The sequence below is a fragment of the Lysobacter enzymogenes genome, assembly GCF_900106525.1.
GTDB classification, from domain to species: domain Bacteria; phylum Pseudomonadota; class Gammaproteobacteria; order Xanthomonadales; family Xanthomonadaceae; genus Lysobacter; species Lysobacter enzymogenes.
The window spans coordinates 94,374-112,262 of record NZ_FNOG01000006.1; the positions used below are offsets into that span (position 1 = coordinate 94,374).

At 69.1% G+C, this 17,889-nt stretch carries 17 protein-coding genes; 11 read left to right on the plus strand and 6 right to left on the minus strand.

The features are described from left to right. Positions 1 to 227 precede the first annotated feature (227 nt). The 3 genes from BLU84_RS15835 to ykgO form a co-directional block, all read right to left on the minus strand. A complete protein-coding gene (locus BLU84_RS15835; RefSeq protein ID WP_074869336.1) occupies positions 228 to 1,265 on the minus strand; it encodes an agmatine deiminase family protein in 1,038 nt (345 codons plus the stop codon). 4 nt (positions 1,266 to 1,269) lie between these two features. Beyond that, positions 1,270 to 1,599: a hypothetical protein gene (locus BLU84_RS15840; protein ID WP_074869340.1), complete on the minus strand. Its 330-nt coding sequence runs from the start codon at positions 1,597 to 1,599 to the stop codon at positions 1,270 to 1,272. A gap of 203 nt (positions 1,600 to 1,802) precedes the next feature. Then, positions 1,803 to 1,928 (minus strand): type B 50S ribosomal protein L36, encoded by a 126-nt coding sequence (gene ykgO / locus BLU84_RS15845; protein ID WP_010342887.1) that lies wholly within the window; start codon positions 1,926 to 1,928, stop codon positions 1,803 to 1,805. Between the two features lie 173 nt (positions 1,929 to 2,101). On the opposite strand from ykgO, the gene cmk reads away from it, so the two are divergent. The 8 genes from cmk to galU all read left to right on the plus strand — a co-directional run bounded on the left by cmk (position 2,102) and on the right by galU (position 10,790). After that, positions 2,102 to 2,794: a (d)CMP kinase gene (cmk, locus tag BLU84_RS15850; protein WP_074869343.1), complete on the plus strand. Its 693-nt coding sequence runs from the start codon at positions 2,102 to 2,104 to the stop codon at positions 2,792 to 2,794. A 200-nt stretch (positions 2,795 to 2,994) separates the two neighbouring features. After that, positions 2,995 to 4,683: a 30S ribosomal protein S1 gene (gene rpsA, locus BLU84_RS15855; protein ID WP_074869346.1), complete on the plus strand. Its 1,689-nt coding sequence runs from the start codon at positions 2,995 to 2,997 to the stop codon at positions 4,681 to 4,683. A gap of 268 nt (positions 4,684 to 4,951) precedes the next feature. Continuing rightward, positions 4,952 to 5,254 carry an integration host factor subunit beta gene (locus BLU84_RS15860; protein WP_057947915.1) on the plus strand — a complete coding sequence of 101 codons (303 nt, stop codon included), beginning with the start codon at positions 4,952 to 4,954 and terminating at the stop codon, positions 5,252 to 5,254. 226 nt (positions 5,255 to 5,480) lie between these two features. Further along, entirely contained in the window at positions 5,481 to 5,762 is a 282-nt protein-coding gene (locus tag BLU84_RS15865; protein WP_074869349.1) for a LapA family protein, read from the plus strand. A gap of 4 nt (positions 5,763 to 5,766) precedes the next feature. After that, positions 5,767 to 6,945: a lipopolysaccharide assembly protein LapB gene (gene lapB / locus BLU84_RS15870; protein WP_074869352.1), complete on the plus strand. Its 1,179-nt coding sequence runs from the start codon at positions 5,767 to 5,769 to the stop codon at positions 6,943 to 6,945. A gap of 3 nt (positions 6,946 to 6,948) precedes the next feature. After that, positions 6,949 to 7,917, plus strand: coding sequence for an MraY family glycosyltransferase (locus tag BLU84_RS15875; protein ID WP_074869355.1), 969 nt, complete (start codon positions 6,949 to 6,951; stop codon positions 7,915 to 7,917). Between the two features lie 60 nt (positions 7,918 to 7,977). Continuing rightward, positions 7,978 to 9,888, plus strand: a complete 1,911-nt coding sequence (locus BLU84_RS15880) for a polysaccharide biosynthesis protein (RefSeq protein WP_074869358.1) — start codon at positions 7,978 to 7,980, stop codon at positions 9,886 to 9,888. Then, the gene (gene galU / locus BLU84_RS15885) at positions 9,888 to 10,790 is read left to right on the plus strand and encodes a UTP--glucose-1-phosphate uridylyltransferase GalU (RefSeq protein ID WP_074869363.1); all 903 of its coding nucleotides are present in this window, start codon (positions 9,888 to 9,890) and stop codon (positions 10,788 to 10,790) included. The genes BLU84_RS15880 and galU overlap by 1 nt, the downstream gene beginning before the upstream one ends. Positions 10,791 to 11,031: 241 nt before the next feature. Here galU and BLU84_RS15890 read toward each other — a convergent pair whose 3' ends face one another. Continuing rightward, on the minus strand, positions 11,032 to 11,460 hold the full coding sequence (locus BLU84_RS15890; protein WP_074869366.1) for a hypothetical protein: 429 nt from the start codon (positions 11,458 to 11,460) through the stop codon (positions 11,032 to 11,034). Between the two features lie 129 nt (positions 11,461 to 11,589). Here BLU84_RS15890 and BLU84_RS15895 point away from each other — a divergent pair, with 129 nt between their 5' ends. The 3 genes from BLU84_RS15895 (at position 11,590) to BLU84_RS27535 (ending at position 13,839) form a co-directional block, all read left to right on the plus strand. Further along, positions 11,590 to 12,885, plus strand: a complete 1,296-nt coding sequence (locus BLU84_RS15895) for an NAD(P)/FAD-dependent oxidoreductase (RefSeq protein ID WP_074869369.1) — start codon at positions 11,590 to 11,592, stop codon at positions 12,883 to 12,885. Next, positions 12,882 to 13,247, plus strand: a complete 366-nt coding sequence (locus tag BLU84_RS15900) for a tRNA-binding protein (RefSeq protein ID WP_074869372.1) — start codon at positions 12,882 to 12,884, stop codon at positions 13,245 to 13,247. The genes BLU84_RS15895 and BLU84_RS15900 overlap by 4 nt, the downstream gene beginning before the upstream one ends. A gap of 277 nt (positions 13,248 to 13,524) precedes the next feature. Continuing rightward, a complete protein-coding gene (locus BLU84_RS27535; RefSeq protein ID WP_211664558.1) occupies positions 13,525 to 13,839 on the plus strand; it encodes a hypothetical protein in 315 nt (104 codons plus the stop codon). 375 nt (positions 13,840 to 14,214) lie between these two features. Here the strand turns inward: BLU84_RS27535 and BLU84_RS15910 are convergent, their stop codons facing one another. Continuing rightward, positions 14,215 to 15,420 carry an acetyl-CoA C-acyltransferase gene (locus tag BLU84_RS15910; protein WP_074869376.1) on the minus strand — a complete coding sequence of 402 codons (1,206 nt, stop codon included), beginning with the start codon at positions 15,418 to 15,420 and terminating at the stop codon, positions 14,215 to 14,217. Between the two features lie 27 nt (positions 15,421 to 15,447). Then, positions 15,448 to 17,823 carry a 3-hydroxyacyl-CoA dehydrogenase/enoyl-CoA hydratase family protein gene (locus BLU84_RS15915; RefSeq protein WP_074869379.1) on the minus strand — a complete coding sequence of 792 codons (2,376 nt, stop codon included), beginning with the start codon at positions 17,821 to 17,823 and terminating at the stop codon, positions 15,448 to 15,450. Between the last annotated feature and the right edge of the window lie 66 nt (positions 17,824 to 17,889).

Here is a 17,889-nt window from a genome sequence, read left to right on the forward strand (position 1 = left end):
TTCCGGCGCAAGCCGGAATCCATTTTGATGTTGCTGTTGCCTTGCCGCTGCGGGCACGGCGGAGCGAAATCAAAATGGATTCCGGCTTTCGCCGGAATGACGGAGTGAGAATGTGCAACGACCTGCGAGGTCACGCAGATCGGCTTCGCGGCTCGCTGGGGCCGGGAGCGCGAGCCGTGAGCGTGAGACGAAGTGCGCCGCGCGACTTGCGCGACGCACCCTGCGGCTTACGCCACCACGCCCCGAGGCAACTGCATGGTCACGCAATGCAGGCTGCCGTTCTGCCAGATCAGCGACCGGCACGGCACCGCGACGATTTCGCGGTCCGGGAAGGCCTGCGCCAGCACCGCCTGCGCGGCCGGATCGGCGGCGTCGCCGTAGGCCGGCATCAGCACCGCGCCGTCGACGATCAGGAAGTTGGCGTAGCTGGCCGCCAGGCGACGGTCTTCGTCGATGATCGGCTTGGCCCACGGCAGCGCGAACAAGCGGTACGGCTGGCCGTCGCGGGTGCGCAGCGCGGCCAGTTCGGCGCCCATCGCCTGCAGCTCCGGGTAATGCGAGTCGCTCGGGTCGTCGCAGCCCTGGTAGACGATGGCGTCTTGCGCGGCGAAGCGGGCGAGGGTGTCGATGTGGGCGTCGGTGTCGTCGCCTTCCAGGTAGCCGTGGTCGAGCCACAGCACCCGGTCCTGGCGCAGCCACGCCGACAGCTTGGCGGTGATTTCTTCGCGGCTGAGCGTGGGATGGCGCTCGTGCAGGCAGCGCCAGGTGGTCAGCAGGGTGCCGGCGCCGTCGGTCTCGATGCCGCCGCCTTCCAGGGCGAAGTCGATGCTCTCGCGCTCGCTGTCGGCGAACACGCCCTGCTCATGCAGGCGTTCGACCAGCAGGTCGTCCTGGCTGGCGTCGAACTTGCCGCCCCAGCCGGTGAAGCGGAAGTCGAGCAAGCGAAAGCCGCCGTCCTCGCGCATGAGCGTGATCGGGCCGGAATCGCGCAGCCAGGTGTCGTCGTAAGGCGCGTCGATGAAACGCACCTGCGACATGTCGATCCGGGCCGAGGACAGGCGCGCGCGGGCGTAGGCCTGGACGTCGTCGTCGGCCACGCAGATCAGCGCCGGCTGGAAGCGGGTGATGGCCGCGACCAGGGCGATGTAGGTCTCTTCGACCTCGCCCAGGCGGTCGGCCCAGTCGGTGTCGGCGTTCGGCCACGCGATCAGGACCGCGGACTGGGGTTCCCACTCCGCGGGGAAGCGCAATGCGTTGTTGGTCATAACCTCAAAGGATAGGCGGTTTGGGCCCGATTTCGCCGGCACCGGCCTTGTTCGCCACCACGTCGATCACCCGGCTCTTCTCGAAGTACACGGTGAAGGCCGGATACACCCAGCGGTTGATCTGCGGCCACGCTTTCTTCTGGCCACCGCGCGAATCCAGGCGCTGGGCCGGCTCGCCGTAGCGCGCCTTGACCTGGTCCATGCTCTGGCCGCGCGCCGGCAGGGCCGCCTTGCCTTGTTCCTGCACGCGCTGGATCAGCAGGGTATCGGCCGAGGCCGCGCCGGACAGGGCCAGCAGGGCGAGCAGGGGTGCAACGGCAACGCGCAGCTTCATGGCGAATTCACCTGGCAAAGGACGCGGGATTCTAGGCACAAGGTGACGCGTAGCGGCAGGGTGCGGCCGTCACGGTTTGGCGAAACAGGGCCGGCCCGGACGTAAAGACGGGCCGGTGGAGGGGGGCTGGAACGAAGAAAGCCGCCTTGCGGCGGCTTTCGACTTGAACCTCAAGCGGCGGACTCAACGTCCGCGGCTGCGGATCAGCGCTGACGCGCCTTGAAACGCGGGTTCGACTTGCAGATCACGAAGACCTTGCCGCGGCGGCGAACGACTTTGCAGTCGCGGTGGCGGGCCTTCGCCGACTTCAGAGAGGACAGGACCTTCATGACAGATCTCGGCTGGTTGAGTGGATGGGATGGGTTGGGAAAAGCTAGCCCGCGATTGTAGCGGACAAAATGTCGGCCGATCAAGTGGTTGCGCACTCGGACGCAAAATCCGTTCGCCGGCCGGGCCGGCGAGGGCGGTCCGCCGGGGCCGCGTCGGCCGCATAATGCGGCATATGAACAGCGCATCTTCCCCGAACCCCACCGTTCCCGTCCTGACCATCGATGGCCCCTCCGGCTCCGGCAAGGGCACCATCAGCCGCCTGATCGCCCAGCGCCTGGGCTGGCATTACCTGGATTCCGGCGCCCTGTACCGCGCGGTCGGCGTCGCCGCCGGCTGGGCCGACCTGGACCTGGCCGACCCGGCCGCCCTGGTCCGCTGCGCCTTCGACACCCACATCGGCTTCCGCGACGACGCCTCCGGCGAGCTGCGGGTGCTGGTCAACGAGGTCGACGCCACCGACGAGCTGCGCACCGAGACCGCCGGCGCGGCCGCCTCGGCCATCGCCGCCATTCCCGAGGTCCGAGCGGCGCTCAAGGACCGCCAACGCGCATTCAGGCAGGCGCCGGGCCTGGTCGCCGACGGCCGCGACATGGGCACGGTCATCTTCCCGGACGCCCAATACAAGGTGTTCCTGACCGCCAGCGCCGATGAACGCGCGGAAAGGCGCTATAAGCAGTTGAAGGACAAGGGGGTTTCGGTTACTTTAGACGGTCTGCTGCGGGAGATTCTCGCCCGCGACGCCCGTGACGCCCAGCGCGCGGTGGCTCCCTTGCGCCCGGCCATTGATGCCGTCCGCATCGACACCACCGGTCTTGGAATCGACACGGTAGTCGAACAGGTGCTGGCTTTGCTGCCTGCGCGCTGAACGGCGCGGCGCGACGAAACCTTCGCAGCAGAAGCAGTTGTACCAAAGCCCCGGCGCACCCGCGTCGGATCAACCACAACACATGATGCGGCTGCATCGCATCACATAACGGGTGGGTCGACCACGTTCTGCTTGCGTTGCCACGACGGCAACGATGTCAAACGGTGCGATCCGTGTGTTCAACCGAGTAATCAAATCCAATGACCGAATCATTTGCCGAACTGTTCGAACAGAGCCAGCAATACCTGGCCAAGCTGAAGCCGGGCGCCATCGTCACCGGCGTCGTCGTGGAAGTCCGCGGCGACGTGGTGGTGATCAACGCCGGCCTGAAGTCCGAAGGCATCGTGCCGATCGAACAGTTCCGTAACGACGCCGGCGAAATCGACGTCGCCGAGGGCGACGAAGTCAAGGTCGCCCTCGACTCCATCGAGAACGGCTTCGGCGAAACCGTGCTTTCGCGCGAGAAGGCCAAGCGCGCGATGGTGTGGGACGAACTCGAGCAGGCGCTCGAGAAGAACGAGACCATCACCGGCCGCATCAGCGGCAAGGTGAAGGGCGGCTTCACCGTCGACATCAAGGACGTCCGCGGCTTCCTGCCCGGTTCGCTGGTCGACGTGCGTCCGGTGCGCGACTCGGCGTACCTGGAAGGCAAGGAGCTCGAGTTCAAGCTCATCAAGCTCGACCGCAAGCGCAACAACATCGTCGTCTCCCGCCGTGCGGTGGTCGAGAGCGAGTACAGCGTCGAGCGCGAGCAGCTGATGGAGAAGCTGCAGGAAGGCGCGATCCTCAAGGGCGTGGTCAAGAACCTCACCGACTACGGCGCGTTCGTGGACCTGGGCGGCATCGACGGCCTGCTGCACATCACCGATATGGCGTGGAAGCGCGTGCGCCATCCGTCGGAAGTGGTGGAAGTCGGTCAGGAACTCGACGTGCGCGTGCTCAAGTACGACCGCGAGCGCAACCGCGTCAGCCTCGGCCTCAAGCAGCTGGGCGAGGATCCGTGGGACAACATCGCCCGCCGCTACCCGGCCAACACCCGCGTGTTCGGCAAGGTCAGCAACGTCACCGATTACGGCGCGTTCGTCGAGATCGAGCCGGGCGTCGAAGGCCTGGTCCACGTCTCCGAAATGGATTGGACCAACAAGAACGTCAACCCGTCCAAGATCGTGCAGGTCGGCGATGAAGTTCAGGTCATGGTGCTCGACGTCGATGAAGAGCGTCGCCGTATCTCGCTGGGCATGAAGCAGGTCACCTCGAACCCGTGGGAGACCTTCGCGGCCATCCACAAGAAGGGCGACAAGGTCGAAGGCCAGATCAAGTCGATCACCGACTTCGGTATCTTCATCGGCCTGGACGGCGGCATCGACGGCCTGGTCCACCTGTCCGACATCAGCTGGAACACCACCGGCGAAGACGTGGTCCGCAACTACAAGAAGGGCGACACGCTGGAAGCCGTCGTCCTGGCCGTGGATCCGGAGCGCGAGCGCATCAGCCTGGGCGTCAAGCAGTTGGAGCAGGACCCGATGGGTCAGTACGTCGCTTCCAACGCCAAGGGCTCGATCGTCAAGGGCGTGGTGAAGGAAGTCGACGCCAAGGGCGCGGTGATCGAACTGGCCGACGGCATCGAAGGCTACGTCGCCGCGCGCGACATCGCCAAGGAGCGCGTCGAGGACGCGTCGCAGTACCTGAAGGTCGGCCAGGACGTCGAGGCCAAGATCATCGGTACCGACCGCAAGGGCCGCAGCATGCAGCTGTCGATCAAGGCGAAGGACGAGGCCGACCAGCAGGAAGCCATGGCGGACTACAACCGTCACGCCGGCGACGCTGCCAGCGGCACCACCAGCCTGGGCGCGCTGCTGCGCGAGCGCCTGAGCGGCAAGTCCGAGTAATCGCTGTACCGCCGCCGTCCCGGTTCGCCGGGGCGGCGGCCATCCTCCGCGGCGCCGCTCGCCGGCGCCGTCGGACGATGGGCGACACCGGTTTCATGCTTCAGATGTCTACGATGTTCGCGGTGCCGCGTTCCCCATCCTGGGCGGGGCATCGGGCCCGGCGGGCCGGCTCGGCCGGAACGCGCGCGGGCCAGCGGCAGGGGATCGCGCGCGGCGCGAGGCCGCATCTTCACCAAAGACCTTTTCATAAGGCCAGGCAACACTGCGCATGACCAAGTCCGAGCTCATCGAGATCCTTTCCCAGCGTCAGGCCCACCTCAAGGGCGACGACGTGGATCTGGCGGTGAAAGCCTTGTTGGAAATGATGGGCGGCGCCTTGTCGGCCGGCGAGCGGATCGAGATCCGCGGCTTCGGCAGCTTTTCGCTGCACTATCGTCCGCCGCGCCTGGGCCGCAACCCGAAGACCGGCGAATCGGTCGCGCTGCCCGGCAAACACGTGCCGCACTTCAAGCCCGGCAAGGAATTGCGCGAGCGCGTCAGCGGCGTGACCCCGCTGGACGAGGAAGGCTGAGGCCGCTGCAACCGTCCGCCACCGCGGCGGGCCATGGCCGCCGGGCATCGTCCCGATCCGGCCGCAGGCGAGGGCGCGTTCGCCGCTCGCCATCGTGCGGTCCTTCGTGCCGCGCATCGCCATATCGCGTTCCCCTACACCGCGCTGCTTCGCGTCGGCTACTCTTTGCCTGCCGTACGCTGCGCCTGCCGCTGGCAGGGCGCGCACACGAACACCGGGAGTCCTCATGCGCCTGATCCGCGTACTCATCGCCGTGCTGTGTCTGGCCGCCGGCGCCCTGCTCGGCGCGCTCAACCGCCAGAGCGTCAGCATCGACCTGGGCTTCGGCTTCGTCCCGGCGACCTCGCTGGGCATCGTCCTGATCGTGGCGCTGCTGGCCGGCGCGCTGATCGGCGGGCTGGCGATCAGCGCCAGCGTGGTGCTGCCGCTGCGCCGCCGCCTGGCGCGCGCCGAACGCACCGCCTCGACCGGCGCCCAGCTGCCGGCCGTCACCGCCGCCGAGAATTGAGCGCATGGAATTCATCAGTCAGTGGTTCTGGTTCTTCCTGTTGCTGCCGATCGCCGCGCTCAGCGGTTGGGTGATCGGCCGCCGCGGCGGCGAGCGGCATAGCGACAATCAGGTCAGCCACCTGTCCACCACCTATTTCCGCGGCCTCAACTACCTGCTCAACGAGCAGCCGGACAAGGCCATCGAGCTGTTCCTGCACATCGCCGAGCTCGACAAGGACACCTTCGAGACCCAGGTCGCGCTCGGCCATCTGTTCCGCCGCCGCGGCGAAGTCGACCGCGCCATCCGCCTGCACCAGGCGCTGGTGCAGCGGCCGGGGCTGAGCGATCAGCAGAAGGTCCAGGCGCTGCTGGCGCTGGGCGAGGACTACATGCGTTCGGGCCTGCTCGACCGCGCCGAGACCGTCTTCAGCGACCTGGTCGCGCTGGACATGCGCGCGCCGCTGGCCTTGCGCCATCTGATCGGCATCTACCAGGCCGAGCGCGACTGGGGCAAGGCGATCGAGAACGCGCAGCGCTTTGAAGCCGCGACCGGCGAGCCGATGGGCAAGCTGATCGCCCAGTTCGAATGCGAGCTGGCCGACCGCCACCGCGCCGCCGGCGACGCCCAGGCCGCGCGCGATGCGGTCAAGCGCGCCTACGAGGCCGACGCCAACTCGGTGCGCGCGGGCATGCTGGAAGGCCGGATCGAAGTCGAGGCCGGCAACGACGCCGCCGCGATCCGCGCGTTCGAACGCGTCGCCCGCGCCGATCCGGACTACCTGCCCGAAGTGCTGCCGGCGCTGCTGAGCTGCTACGAACGCAATGGCGACCCGACCGGCGCGCGCGCGTTCCTGGCTGAGATGTGCGAGCACTACCGCGGCATTTCGCCGGTGCTGGCGCTGACCCGCATGGTCGAAGCCGAGGACGGCGTGCCGGCGGCGCGCGCGTATCTGGCGCGCCAACTCAAGGACCGCCCGTCGGTGCGCGGTGAGGCGGCGCTGATCGACCTGACCCTGGCCGAGGGCGCCGACCCGCTGGCGACCCTGCACGACCTCAAGCACATCACCGACCAATTGCTGGTGCGCAACCCGAGCTACCGCTGCAACCGCTGCGGCTTCGGCGCGCGCAGCCACCACTGGCAATGCCCGAGCTGCAAGGAGTGGGGCACGGTCAAGCCGCTGCTCAACTACGCGGTGGTCTGAGCGATGTGGGCGTGGATCGGCATGCACGCCGTGCTGGCCGCGGCCGGCACCTGGCTGGCGCGCGCCTACGCGCTGCGCAGCCGCCTGATCGACCAGCCCGGCGAGCGCCGCAGCCATAGCGTGGCGACCCCGCGCGGCGGCGGCATCGCCATCGTGGTCGCGCTGCTGGTGGCGACGCTGTCGCTGGCGCTGAAGTTTCCCGCCTACGCCGGGCTGGCCCTGGCGTTCGGCGTCGGCCTGCTGATGGTCGCGGCGATCGGCTGGGTCGACGACCACCGTCCGCTGTCGCCGTGGCTGCGCCTGGCCGTGCACGTACTGGCGGCGGCGTTGCTGGCGGCGGCGATCTGGCTGTTGCGCGGCGACCCCTGGCTGGCCCTGGCCGCGTTCGTGTTCGCGGTCGGGCTGACCAACGTGTGGAACTTCATGGACGGCATCAACGGCCTGGCCGCCTCGCAGGCGGCGCTGGTCGCGCTGGCCCTGGCCGGGTTCGGCGGGGCGGTGTGGAGCTGGTTGGCGCTGGCGCTGCTGGCGGCCTGCGCCGGGTTCCTGCCGTTCAACTTCCCGCGCGCGCGGATCTTCATGGGCGACGTCGGCAGCGGGGCGATCGGCTACGCCATCGCCGGCATCGGCGCACTGGCCGCGACCGGCCTGGACGCCTGGCACGCGCCGCTGCTGCTGATCCCGCTGGCCGCATTCATGGTCGATTCCAGCCTGACCTTGCTGCGCCGGGTGCGCCGCGGCGAGCGCTGGTGGACCCCGCACACCCAGCATGCGTACCAGGTGTGGGCGCGCCGCGCCGGACATGTCCGGGTCACGCTCGCTTATGCGATTTTCACGCTACTGTCCTTAGTCTCGCTGCACCTTGTGACCGAAGTCCGTATCGGTTTCATGCTGTGTATGGGGGCCGGGTGGTATATATCCGCCGCTTTTTTGTGGTGGCTGATCCAGCGGACCGAACGGGCCGCGTCCTGACCTCAGGGCCGGGTCGGCGAGCGTACCGACCGAACTCAAAGATTTACAGGCGAGGCAGGAATGAGCTCATTGCGTGATCGACTCAAGAGCGGGCTGCCTCGTCTGGCGGTGGTCGCGCACGATCTCGCGATGGTCTGGCTGGTCTGGCAAGCGCTGCACAAGCTGCGCTTCGGGGTGATCGCGCAGCCGCCGCCGCTGCCGCTGTGGTCGACCGAGATCGCCCTGGTCCTGGCCGCCCAGGGCCTGGTGTTCTGGCAGGTCGGCCTGTACCGCGGGCTGTGGCGCTTCGCCGGCGTGCCCGACCTTTGGAACATCTTCAAGGCCTGCATGCTCGGCCTGTTCGCGATCGTGCTCGGGCTGTTCCTCTACAACCGCGTCGACCAGGTGCCGCGCACCGTGCTGGTGCTGTACCCGCTGGTGCTGATGGGCATGCTCGGCGCGCCGCGCCTGCTGTACCGGGCGTGGAAGGACAGCCGCATCGACAGCGCCAACGCGGTGTCGGTGCGGATCCTCATCCTCGGCGCCGGCCGCGCCGGCGAGGCGCTGGTGCGCGATCTGCGCCGCTTCGGCACCTACCACCCCATCGGCTTCCTCGACGACGCCGCGCGCCTGCGCGGCAGCAAGGTCCAGGGCGTGCCGGTGCTGGGCAAGGTCGACGACGTCGCCGACATCGCCCGCGAGACCGCGGCCAAGCTGCTGGTCATCGCAATGCCCTCGGCCGACGCCAACGCGATGCAGCGCATCGTCATTGCCTGCGAGCGCACCGGCCTGCCGTTCCGCATGGTCCCGCGCCTGCAGGACGTGCTGGAAGGGCGCTCGCTGCCGGGCGAACTGAAGGAAGTCGCGATCGAGGACCTGCTCGGCCGCAAGCCGGTGTTGCCGGACTGGAAGGCGATCCGCGGCTGGCTGGGCGGACGCTCGGTGCTGGTCACCGGCGCCGGCGGCTCGATCGGTTCGGAGCTGGTGCGCCAGTGCGCGCGCCACGGCGCATCGCGCATCGCCCTGATCGAGATCGACGAGCTCGCTCTGGTCACCTCCGAGACCGCGCTGCGCCGCGATTTCCCCGACGTCGAATTCATCCCGGTCCTGGGCGACTGCGGCGACCGCGCGGTGATCGAATACGCGCTCAAGCTGGCCGAACCCGACGCCGCCTTCCACGCCGCCGCCTACAAGCAGGTGCCGCTGCTGGAAGCGCAGTTGCGCGAAGCGGTGCGCAACAACGTGCTGGCCACCGAAACCGTCGCCCGCGCCTGCCGCGCGGCCGGGGTCGGCACCTTCGTGCTGATCTCCACCGACAAGGCGGTCGACCCGGTCAACGTGCTCGGCGCGACCAAGCGCCTGGCCGAGATGACCTGCCAGGCCCTGGCCGACCAGCGCAAGACCCGCTTCGTCACCGTGCGCTTCGGCAACGTGCTCGACTCGGCCGGCAGCGTGGTGCCGCTGTTCCGCGAGCAGATCCGCGCCGGCGGCCCGGTCACCGTGACCGACCCGGAAGTGACCCGCTTCTTCATGACCATCCCCGAAGCCTGCCAGCTGATCCTGCAGGCCTCGGCGATCGGCACCCATGAGGCGATCTACACCCTGGACATGGGCGAGCCGGTGCCGATCCGCCTGCTGGCCGAGCAGATGATCCGCCTGGCCGGCAAGCAGCCGGGGCGCGACGTGGCCATCGTCTACACCGGCCTGCGCCCGGGCGAAAAGCTGCACGAGACCTTGTTCCACGCCGACGAGCGCTACCGCCCGACGGTGCATCCCAAGATCCTGCAGGCCGAGCCGCGCGAGGTGACGATGAGCGCGCTGGAGCACTCGCTGGTGCAGCTGCGCGAGGCGTCGATCCGCTACGACCGCGACGCCCTGGGCGCCTTGCTGCGCGTCGCGGTTCCGGAGTTCCAGCCCATCGGCGAACACCCGGATTACAAGGAATCGGCTACCGTGGTGGCCTTTCCCGCCCGCAACGCCAGGAAGATTTGATGGCTGCACGCATCCGCAAGGCCGTATTTCCCGTCGCCGGCCTCGGCACCCGGTTCCTTCCCGCGACCAAGACCGTTCCCAAGGAAATGCTGCCGATCATCGACCGGCCGCTGATCCAGTACGCGGTCGACGAGGCCGTGGAGGCCGGTTGCGACACCCTGGTGTTCATCACCAACCGCTACAAGCACGCGGTCGCGGACTATTTCGACAAGGCCTACGAGCTGGAACACAAGCTCGAGCGTTCGGGCAAGACCGAGCAGCTGGAGCTGATCCGCAACGTGCTGCCGCCGGGCGTGCGCGCGGTGTTCGTGACCCAGGCCGAAGCGCTGGGCCTGGGCCATGCGGTGCTGTGCGCCAAGGACGTGATCGGCAACGAGCCCTTCGCCGTGCTGCTGCCGGACGATCTGATCTGGAACCGCGGCGGCGCGGGCGCGCTCAAGCAGATGGCCGACGCCGCCGAAGCCAGCGGCGCCAGCACCATCGCCGTGCAGGACGTGCCGCGCGAGCAGACCGGCAGCTACGGCATCGTCGCCACCTCCAACTTCGACGCGCGCCAGGGCCGCATCACCGCGATCGTCGAGAAGCCCAAGCCCGAGGTCGCGCCGAGCAACCTGGCCGTGGTCGGCCGCTACGTGCTCAACCCGCGCATCTTCGAGCTGCTGGAGAGCACCACGCCGGGCGCCGGCGGCGAAATCCAGCTGACCGACGCGATCGCGACCCTGCTGCAGCAAGAAGCGGTCAACGCCTATCGCTTCCAGGGCACGCGCTTCGACTGCGGCACCCACATCGGCCTGATCGAGGCGACGATCCGCTACGCGCTCGATCACGAGAAGCTCAGCGACTCGGCGCGGCAGATGATGCAGAACGCGCTCAACGAACTCGGCGTCGAAGACCTCGCCTGAGCCGTCCGTGCCGCTGTACCGCGAAGGCCGCCGTCCGCGAGGATCGGCGGCCTTTTCGTTCGTGGTGCGCATCGGCGCGGGGCGAGGTTGACGGAAGTTGCGGCGCAGTTGCCTTGTCGCGGTCGCGGCTTGCGCCGCTCCTACAGGGGCTTCGGCTGGCTTGGTTTGACTGCAGGAGCGGCGCAAGCCGCGACTGCCAGAGCGGTGCGAGACCGCCAACCCGCGCGATCGGGCAGGGCGCTTACGCCAGCCACCAACCCACCGCCAGCGCCGCTGCGACGCAAGCGAGCGCTGCGCGCTGGGCGAGCCGGCCGAGCCGCTCGCTGCGGCGCGCCCAGGCCTCGGCGGCGGCGGCGCGCAGTACGCGCACGTCGCGATACGTCTTCCAGTCGCGCGGTGGGAACCGCCCCTGCGCGGCGGCGGCGCGGCCGAGCCGGCGCAGGCCGGCGCCCCACAGCCACAGCGGCGCCACCGGCGCCAGCGCCAGGCCAGTGAGGGCGCGTCGCAGCCAGCGCTGCGCCTCGATCGGATCGGCGCCGGCGATGTGCGCCTGCAGGTTCTGCAGCCAGCCGTGCAACTGCCACAGCGCCAGCGCGCAGCCCGCGGCGATGGCCAGCAGCAGCCACAGGCTGCGTCTGCGATAGGCTGGGTCGGCGCGGTGGATTTCCATCGTCGGTATCGTATTTATTACGATCGCCTTTATACGAGCATCACTCCTCCGTCGGCAGATCGGCGGCGCGCCGGACGCAGCGCGCGCCGTATCGGCCCGTCCGCCGCCACCCTGCGCCGTCGCCCGTCCATGTCCTCACTCGCCGACCACTACTACCGCGCCAGCCTCGATTCCGACCGCCAATGGCCGGCGCTGGAGGAACCGACGCGGGCGCGGGTGTGCGTGATCGGCGGCGGCTTCGCCGGCCTCAACACCGCGCTCGGGCTGGCCGAGCGCGGCGTCGGCGAGGTGGTGCTGCTGGAGGCGCAGCGGGTCGGCTACGGCGCGTCCGGGCGCAACGGCGGCTTCGTGTTCGGCGGCTTCTCGCGCGGCGAGGATGCCTTGCTGCGCGAGCTCGGGCCGGCGCGGGCGCGCGATCTGTATCAGGGCACGCTCGACGCGGTCGAACTGATCCGCACGCGCATCCGCCGCTACGGCATCGACTGCGAAGCGACCGAGGCCGGCGTCATCTGGGCCAACTGGTTCCGCGACCCGGAGGTGCTGCGCGCGCGCCAGCGCCTGCTGGCCGAGCACTTCGGCGTGGAGTGGCAGTGGTGGCCGCGCGAGCGCCTGCGCGAACGCGTGCGCAGCCCGCGCTATCACGACGCGCTGTTCGAACCGCAGGCCTTCCACTTCCATCCGCTCAAATACGCCCAGGGCATCGCCGCGCAGGCGCAGGCGCTGGGCGTACGCGTGCACGAGGGCTCGCCGGCGCTGGCGCTGGAGCGCGACGGCGAGGGCTGGCGGGTGCGCAGCGAGCGCGGCGAGGTGCGCGCCGAGCAGGTGGTGCTGGCCTGCGGCGGGTATCTGGCCGGGTTGCGGCGCGAGGTCGACGCGGCGGTGATGCCGATCGCGACCTATGTGATGGTGACCCAGCCGCTGGGCGAGCTGCTCGACGCCGCGCTGCAGACCCGCGCGGCGATCTACGACAGCCGTTTCGCCTTCGACTACTATCGGCCGCTGCGCGACGGCCGGCTGCTGTGGGGCGGGCGCATCTCGGTGCGCGACCGCTCGCCGCAGCAGGTGCAGGCCTTGCTGTATCGCGATGTGTTGCGGGTGTTCCCGCAGTTGTCCGGGGTGCGCATCGACTATGCATGGTCGGGCCTGATGAGCTACGCGCGCCACCAGATGCCGCAGATCGGTCATCTCGGCGACGGGCTGTGGCTGGCCCAGGCCTTCGGCGGCCACGGCGTGGCGCCGACCACGTTCGCCGGCGAGCTGCTGGCCGCCGCGATCGCCCACGGCGACGAACGCTGGCGCGAGCTGTCGGGCTACGGCCTGGGCTCGGCGTTCAAGCCCGCCGGGCTGGCGGCCGCGCAACTGAGCTACGCCTGGGCGCAGTTCAAGGATTGGTTCAAGGACAACAGCGAGAGACGCGATCGATGAGCGAGAACGAACACGGCGCCGCCCCGGCGCACGAGCCGATCACCTGGGGCGATTTCGAGAAAGTGGTGATCTGCGCCGGGACCGTGACCCAGGTCGAGGAGTTCCCGCAGGCGCGCAAGCCGGCGTGGAAGCTGTGGGTCGACTTCGGCCCGTACGGGGTGCGCAAGACCAGCGCGCAGATCCGCCACTTGTACTCGGCCGAGGAATTGGTCGGGCGGCAGATCGTCGGGGTGATCAATTTCCCGCCCAAGCAGATCGGGCCGTTCGTGTCGGAGTTCCTGCTGACCGGGTTTCCGACCGAAGAGGGCGTGGTGGTGACGGCGGTGGAGCGGCCGGTGCCGAACGGGACGCGGCTGGCCTGAGGCGGGTGGGGCGGGTGCGGGGCGCGCGGGGCGTTGGTGGTTGCGTCGTAGGTGTGGTTTCGCGGTCGCGGCTTGCGCCGCTCCTACAGGGGGCGGCCGTAGCCACGATTCCGACTGTAGGAGCGGCGCAAGCCGCGACCGCGAAACCGCACCTACGACGCCCGCACCGCGCACCTTCATTAAGTAAATTTAATCCGCCCAACACATCCCCTCGCACACGACAGCGCTAGCATCCCCCTGCGATCCACATTCGGGTCGTCTTTCAGGGAGACTCGCCATGCGCCGCACGCTCGCCGTTTCGCTCGCTTCCGTTCTGCTGTCCCTGAGCCTGGGCGCGTTCGCCGCGCCGCAACCCGCGCCCGCGGCGCAGCCGACGCCGGCCGCCAAACCCGCAGCGACCATGCCCGCCGCCAAGCCGGCTGCGACCCCCGCACCCGCCGCCACGGCGGCCCCCGCCAAGACCGCGCCGGCGAAGGCCGCGACCGAGCGCTGCCGCGACGCCAAGGGCAAGTTCATCGCTTGCGCGACCAAGAAGGCCGAGACCAAGCATTGCCGCGACGCCAAGGGCAAGTTCACCGCCTGCCCGAAGTAAGCCTCGCCCGCGCGGCCGCCGCGAGCCGGCGGCCGCGTCGTCCCCGTTATCGTCCGCGCGCGCCAAGTTGTGGGCGGCGTCGCGCGCACCCGGTGCCTGGTCCAGCCAGGCACCGGGTTTTTTGTTTCTCGAATCTACGGTCGCCCCCCCCCCCTGTAGGAGCGGCGCGAGCCGCGACCGCGCCAACGCAACTACGGCGAAAACCTTGGCGTAGCGGTACAAGCTGCAATCGCTGCCGCAGCGCGGGTGCGAGAAGCGTTCGTCGTGGTTGCGTTGGCGCAGTCGCGGCTCGCGCCGCTCCTACAAAGAGCGATCGCGGCGCCAATAAAAAACCCCGGGAAATCCCGGGGTTTTTCGTAACGCGAACGGCTTGGCTTACAGCGCTTCGAAAATGCCCGCCGCGCCCATGCCGGTGCCGATGCACATCGTCACCAGGCCGTACTTCTGCTTGCGCCGCTGCAGGCCGTGGACGATGGTCGCGGTGCGGATCGCGCCGGTGGCGCCGAGCGGGTGGCCGAGCGCGATCGCGCCGCCGAGCGGGTTGACCTTGGACGGGTCGAGTTCGCTGTCGCGGATCACCGCCAGCGCCTGCGCAGCGAAGGCTTCGTTGAGCTCGATCCAGTCCAGCTGGTCCTTGCTCAGGCCGGCCTGCTTGAGCGCCTTCGGGATCGCCGCGATCGGGCCGATGCCCATCACTTCCGGACGCACGCCGGCGACCGAGAAGCTGACGAAGCGCGCCAGCGGGGTCAGGCCGTAGTCCTTCACCGCCTGGCCCGAGGCCAGCAGGATCGCGGCCGCGCCGTCGCTCATCTGCGAGCTGTTGCCGGCGGTGACGGTGCCGCCGAACTGGCCGTTGCGGAACACCGGCCGCAGCTTGGCCAGGCCTTCCACCGAAGTATCGGCGCGCGGGCCTTCGTCGTTCTCGACCAGCAGCTGGCGCAGCTTGATCGCATTGCTCGACAGGTCCGGCACGTGCGAAATCACGTCGTACGGGGTGATCTCGCGCTTGAACTCGCCGGCCGCCTGCGCCGCCAGCGCCTTGAGGTGCGAAGCCGCGGCGAACGCGTCCTGCTCCTCGCGCGAGACCTTCCATTCCTCGGCGACCTTCTCGGCGGTGATGCCCATGCCGTAGGCGATGGCGACATGGTCGTCCTTGAACACCGACGGCGACAGCGCGACCTTGTTGCCCATCATCGGCACCATCGACATCGACTCGGTGCCGCCGGCCAGGACCAGGTCGGCGTTGCCTAGGCGGATCTCGTTGGCCGCCAGCGCCACGGCCTGCAGGCCGGAGGAGCAGAAGCGGTTGACGGTCTGCGCGGCGACGGTGTCGGGCAGGCCGGCCAGCAGCACGCCGATGCGCGCCACGTTCATGCCTTGCTCGCCCTCGGGCATGGCGCAGCCGATGATGGCGTCGTCGATGCGGCTCAGATCGATGCCCGGCGCCTGCGCGACCACGGCCTTGAGCACGTGCGCGAGCATGTCGTCGGGACGGGTGTTGCGGAACACGCCGCGCGGCGCCTTGCCGACCGGGGTACGGGTGGCGGCGACGATGTAGGCGTCTTGGATTTGCTTGGTCATCTCGATGGGTCCTATGTCGTCGTCGGCTTAGTTGCGCAGCGGCTTGCCGGTCTTGAGCATGTGCGCGATGCGCTCCTGGGTCTTGGGCATCTGCGCCAAGGCCACGAAGTGCTCGCGTTCGAGCTTGAGCAGCCATTCCTCGTCGACCAGCGCGCCGCGGTCGACTTCGCCGCCGCAGATCACCGTGGCGATGCGGGTGGCGATCTCGTAGTCGTGCGGCGAGATGAAGCGGCCTTCGAGCATGTTTACCAGCAGCATCTTGAAGGTGGCGATGCCGACGTCGCCGGCGGCCTGGATGCGGCGCGCCGGCAGCGGCGGACGGTAGCCGGCCTCGGCCAGCCCGCGCGCCTGCGCCTTGGCCGCGTGCAGCAGCTCGAAGCCGTTGAACACGACGATGTCGTCGGCGCGGGCGAGCTTGAGCTCGCGCGCTTCGAACGCGGACGTGGAGACCTTGCCCATCGCCACGCTCTCGAACGCGGTCTTCAGGTGCGCGAACACGTCGCCGCCCGGGCCGGCCGCGTCGGAGGCGCGCACCGCCAGTTCCTTGAGGCCGCCGCCGGCCGGCAGCAGGCCCACGCCGGCCTCGACCAGGCCGATGTAGCTTTCCAGCGAGAACACCGCGCGCGCCGAATGCATCTGGAACTCGCAGCCGCCGCCCAGGGCCAGGCCGCGCACCGCCGCGACCACCGGCACCAGCGAATACTTGATGCGCTGGCTGGTGGCCTGGAAGTTGGCGACCATCGCCTCGAAGCCCTTGATGTCGCCGGCCTGCAGCAGGCCGAGCGCGCCGGACAGGTCGGCGCCGGCCGAGAACGGCTCCTTCGGCTGCCAGATCACCACGCCCTTGAACTTCTTCTCGGCGATGCCGATCGCTTCCTGGATGCCGTTCAACACATGGTCGTTGACCGTGTGCATCTTGGTCTTGAAGCTGATCACCGCGATGTCGTCGCCTTCATCGGCCCACAGGCGGATGCCGTCGTTCTCGAACACGGTCTGGCCCTGCGAGAACTTCTCGCCGAGCAGCGCGTCGGGGAAGCGCTGGCGCGCGTAGACCGGATTGGACGAGCGCGGCACCTGGGCGCCGCGGCCCGGGCTGTAGCTGCCCTTGTGGTCGTGCACGCCGTCGCGGCCGTCGAACACCCAGTTCGGCAGCGGCGCGCTGGCCATGGCCTTGCCGGCGACGATGTCTTCGGCGATCCAGTCGGCGACCTGCTTCCAGCCCGCGGCCTGCCAGGTCTCGAACGGGCCCAGCGACCAGCCGTAGCCCCAGCGCATGGCGAAGTCGACGTCGCGCGCGGTGTCGGCGATGGATTCCAGGTGGAAGGCGCTGTAGTGGAAGGTGTCGCGGAACGCCGCCCACAGGAACTGCGCCTGCGGGTTCTGGCTGGCGCGCAGCGCGGCGAACTTCCTGGCCGGATCCTTTTCCTTCAGCATCGCCGCGACCTCGGCATCGGGCTCGCCGGCGGAGACGCGGTAGTCCTGGGCCTTGAGGTCCAGCACCAGGATGTCCTTGCCCTTCTTGGTGTAGAAGCCGGCGCCGGCCTTCTGCCCCAGCGCGCCCTTCTCGACCAGGGCGCTGAGCCACTTGGGCGCCTTGAAGTACGAGTGCCACGGGTCGTCGGGCAGGGTGTCGGCCATGGTCTTGATGACGTGGGCCATGGTGTCCAGGCCGACCACGTCCGCGGTGCGGTAGGTCGCCGACTTCGGCCGGCCGATCGCCGGGCCGGTCAGCGCGTCGACGGTGTCGAAGCCCAGGCCGAACTGCTCGGTGTGGTGCATCGCGGCCAGCATCGAGAACACGCCGATGCGGTTGCCGATGAAGTTCGGGGTGTCCTTGGCGATCACCACGCCCTTGCCCAGGGTGGTGGTGAGGAAGGTTTCCAGGCCTTCCAGCACCGCCGCGTCGGTGGTCTTGGCCGGGATCAGCTCGGCCAGGTGCATGTAGCGCGGCGGGTTGAAGAAGTGCACGCCGAGGAAGCGGTGGCGCAGCTCTTCCGGCAGCACTTCGGCGAGCTTGTTGATGCCCAGGCCCGAGGTGTTGGAGGCCAGCACCGCGTGCTCGGGCACGTAGGCGGCGATCTTCTTGTACAGGTCCTGCTTCCAGTCCATGCGTTCGGCGATGGCTTCGATCACCAGGTCGCAGCTGCGCAGCTGTTCCAGGCCGGTGTCGTAGTTGGCCGCGGTCAGGCGCTCGGCCAGGGCCTTGCTGGCCAGCGGCGCCGGGCTGAGCTTGGCCAGGTTGGCGATGGCCTTGTCGACGATGCCGTTCGGCGCGCCCTCTTTGGCGGCCAGGTCGAACAGGACCGTGTCGACGCCGGCATTGGTCAGGTGCGCGGCGATCTGGGCGCCCATGACGCCGGCCCCGAGGACCGCGGCGCGACGGACTAGCAATTGGTTGGACATCGTCTACAACTCCTTGGAAGGAATAGAGTTTTTATCGAAGCGGGCGGGCAGGCAGCGGGCCCGGGA